The following is a 2,677-nucleotide window of genomic DNA, read 5'->3' as shown; positions in this document are numbered from 1 at the left end:
GTCGTACAGCGCTTTGCCGAAGCCCTTTTTTTGGGCTTCCTTTACCAGTTGTAAGTGCACATTTTCGACGACTAAGTAACCGTCGGCATCGCGGGAGAACTTCTGCTCACAAATTCCGACCAACTCGCCCTGATCATCAAGTATCCGCCCTTCGATAAAGACCGTCGTATCGCCAAGGACCCCCCAGCCCGTCTCAGCGTCAAGTTTGGTTTTGCTTTCCCACTTCACCGCGAAGGGCCCGTAGCGGCCTGACAGGTCCTCCGCCAGCTGCTCGGCCGGTTTCCGGTCAAAGGGGTTGTTCGCTATGGCGTCGACGATGCGGCCGAGAGGATCGGCGTAGCGCGGGTCCGCTTCACGTGTTGATGGGTCGTGCGCACGGTACGCCTTACTCTCACCCCGGGACGGTGCGGGCGGCGTGTCGTCTCGCGGACCGCCGCCGAATAACCGGTCGATTATGCGGCGCCAAGTGGAAGACAAGCCGAGTCCTCCTCCACTCACGGAGCTTGAGACGAGCGCAATCGCACATGAGCTACGCGACAGCAGACTTTCTATCATGCGGCCCGACGATCTCGCTGCCGTTCGTCGGGTGTGCCGTGAGTACGGCGGGCCAGGCCCCTCATCGGACCGATGGACGAGTTGCTCGATGAGCGCCTATCGCGGTGCTTGGGCCAATGCGAACAGCAAAGCGACCTGTGAACTGTTCCATCCATCGCCGGTGGTCGCTGTCGCCGAACGTGTCATCGAAAACTACATCGTCGGGCGTCGGCGAACTTCAGTGAACTGGCGACCGGTTCGGGCCCGTGGTACGAGCTTGTTCGGATTCGTCGTGGTCGACGACCTTCACGCGCGTCGACTGCTGCGCGCGTGATCGAACGAAGTGGGACCAGCCAACCGTTGATCTGCAATTCTGGATCGCCGTTGTTTTCGCCTTGCAGGGAAACGCCCACCACCCAAGGCGCTGGCGGTGGAGAACCTTGCGGCTCCGGTAGCGCGGCGGTGAGGGTGATCGCGCGTTCCATCCTCGGGTACGCGGTTGCCGCGCCCCGGCTACTCACCAGTAACGGCGTCTGCGGCCAATCGGAGACCTGCCGCCGAACCCGAAAAGGGGTCTGCGGGCGACCGGCTGGCCGTCGACGGCATCGAAATGGCGTCTGCGGCCAATCGGCCAACTGCCGACGGAACCGTAATGGCGTCTGCGGCCGACCGGCTGGCTGCGGACAGAGTCGAGCAGCCAGAGGATCACCCCGAGGATGAGCAAGATCCAGCCGAGCCAGACAGCAAGGGTCACCAGCACGAGCGGCACTGGGAGCACCAAAGGCAGCAGATACCCGAGAAGCAGGAGGATGACGCCGGCGAAAATCATGTCGCTCCCCTCAAATTGAGGACTTGTTAGGGAGGCGTACCCGCGCCGAGTGGAACTGCAAACACTCACCTGCGGGTCGGAATCAGCGAAGACGCGTGCCGGTCATTAAATGGACGTGTTTCCCCAGCCGAGGCTAGGTAGTTACCACCGGTGACTGCCTTGGGCGGCACCGGCAATGAAAGCCGGACCCCGGCTGAGGGTTGTCGATGAGGTTATAAACGTAGGCGTTGTTACAGGTCGATTGTCTGGCTGAGGTAATTCTCCCAGGTGGCGATCTGGCCTGCCTCCATCAAAAGCTTCTGGTAATCCGGATCGGTACTGAGGCTTTGCTGAATCTGGCCGTACTTCGCCCAGTCCTCGGCGGTCGACATGAAGCCGATGGCGTTGGTCCCCTGACCCCCCACCATGTTGACCATCACCGTGACGTTCTCCCCGCCATGCTTGCGGGCAAGCTCACTCGCACTCTTCAACTGCTTCTGAACGTCGTCCCAGTTCACACCGGGGTTCGGATGGACGATAGTGGTTGCGACGATGGCCATGGTGGACCTCCTTGATGGCTTTGTGGCTGTCTTGCCACACGGCAAGCAAACACCCGAAAGCCGCTGTTCGGCAAGGGTCAAATAATCTTGAGCAGCAGCCAACGGTCCATTCGTCGCTGCCCGACGGTCCTGGGAGACCCGAGCTGCCTAGGCGGTCATCTTGCTGGCTTTACATTGAACACAGTATTCGTCATTCTGCCTCTGCGTTTCATGTATTCCATCGCATTCAGGACACTGTTGAATATATTTGTGCTGCGGGTTCCAATCGAAAGCCATTAATTCTTGTTTCTGTCTGAATTTGTTTGGCGAACTTTTATTTCTGCTGGACAACATTCTGATCGAACTCCCCGCTCAGTGGTTGCGGCTCACTGGCAATACCTGCTACGCGGCGCCCCCCGCGTATCAATCACTTGTTCCCAAACGCGGATGTTTGAAACCCCGGCAGGTACGCCTCGAAAGACGCGATAACCTCCGCGGCTGGAGGGCGCGCGCCTCACAGGCGGGTTCGTGCAATCACCACCCGCCTCGGAACGTGGTCCTAGTTACCGGGCTTCTGAGCTGGTGAACTCGTCGTCATCGACTTAACCACCGCCAGCTTCCCGCGCCGGCAGTTGCTCTTAGTCAGCGTGTTCAGGATCGCCACCAACTGCCGAGCGGCCGCGGGCTGAGCAGCCACATGCTTAGGGTCGTCGAGGATGGCGGCGAGCGCCAGCGCGATCGCGGCCAGCCCGGGACGCTCCGCAGCGGCCGGGGCGGCATCGAGCTCGGCTTGCAC

At 60.6% G+C, this 2,677-nt stretch carries 4 protein-coding genes and 1 pseudogene; 1 reads left to right on the top strand and 4 read right to left on the bottom strand.

What is annotated here, in order from left to right:
* Nucleotides 1–477, bottom strand: a 477-nt coding sequence (locus WA317_RS19010) for a hypothetical protein (protein ID WP_425174509.1), incomplete at its 3' end; no start/stop codon positions are given.
* 166 nt (nt 478–643) lie between these two features.
* On the opposite strand from WA317_RS19010, the gene WA317_RS19005 reads away from it, so the two are divergent.
* A complete protein-coding gene (locus tag WA317_RS19005) occupies nt 644–868 on the top strand; it encodes a hypothetical protein (protein ID WP_425174508.1) in 225 nt (74 codons plus the stop codon).
* A 183-nt stretch (nt 869–1,051) separates the two neighbouring features.
* On the opposite strand, the gene WA317_RS19000 is transcribed toward WA317_RS19005, so the two are convergent.
* From WA317_RS19000 to WA317_RS18990, 3 genes and pseudogenes are all read right to left on the bottom strand, one after another.
* Nucleotides 1,052–1,363, bottom strand: coding sequence for a hypothetical protein (locus tag WA317_RS19000; RefSeq protein WP_425174507.1), 312 nt, complete (start codon nt 1,361–1,363; stop codon nt 1,052–1,054).
* A gap of 230 nt (nt 1,364–1,593) precedes the next feature.
* A complete protein-coding gene (locus WA317_RS18995; RefSeq protein ID WP_425174506.1) occupies nt 1,594–1,902 on the bottom strand; it encodes a hypothetical protein in 309 nt (102 codons plus the stop codon).
* A gap of 538 nt (nt 1,903–2,440) precedes the next feature.
* A pseudogene (locus WA317_RS18990) lies at nt 2,441–2,677 on the bottom strand (hypothetical protein); the annotation flags it as partial.

The sequence above is a fragment of the Mycobacterium sp. genome (genome assembly GCF_049802695.1).
Taxonomy (GTDB): Bacteria; Actinomycetota; Actinomycetes; order Mycobacteriales; family Mycobacteriaceae; genus Mycobacterium.
Note: the sequence above shows the minus strand (reverse complement) of the source record. Positions and strands in the feature narration are given on the sequence as shown.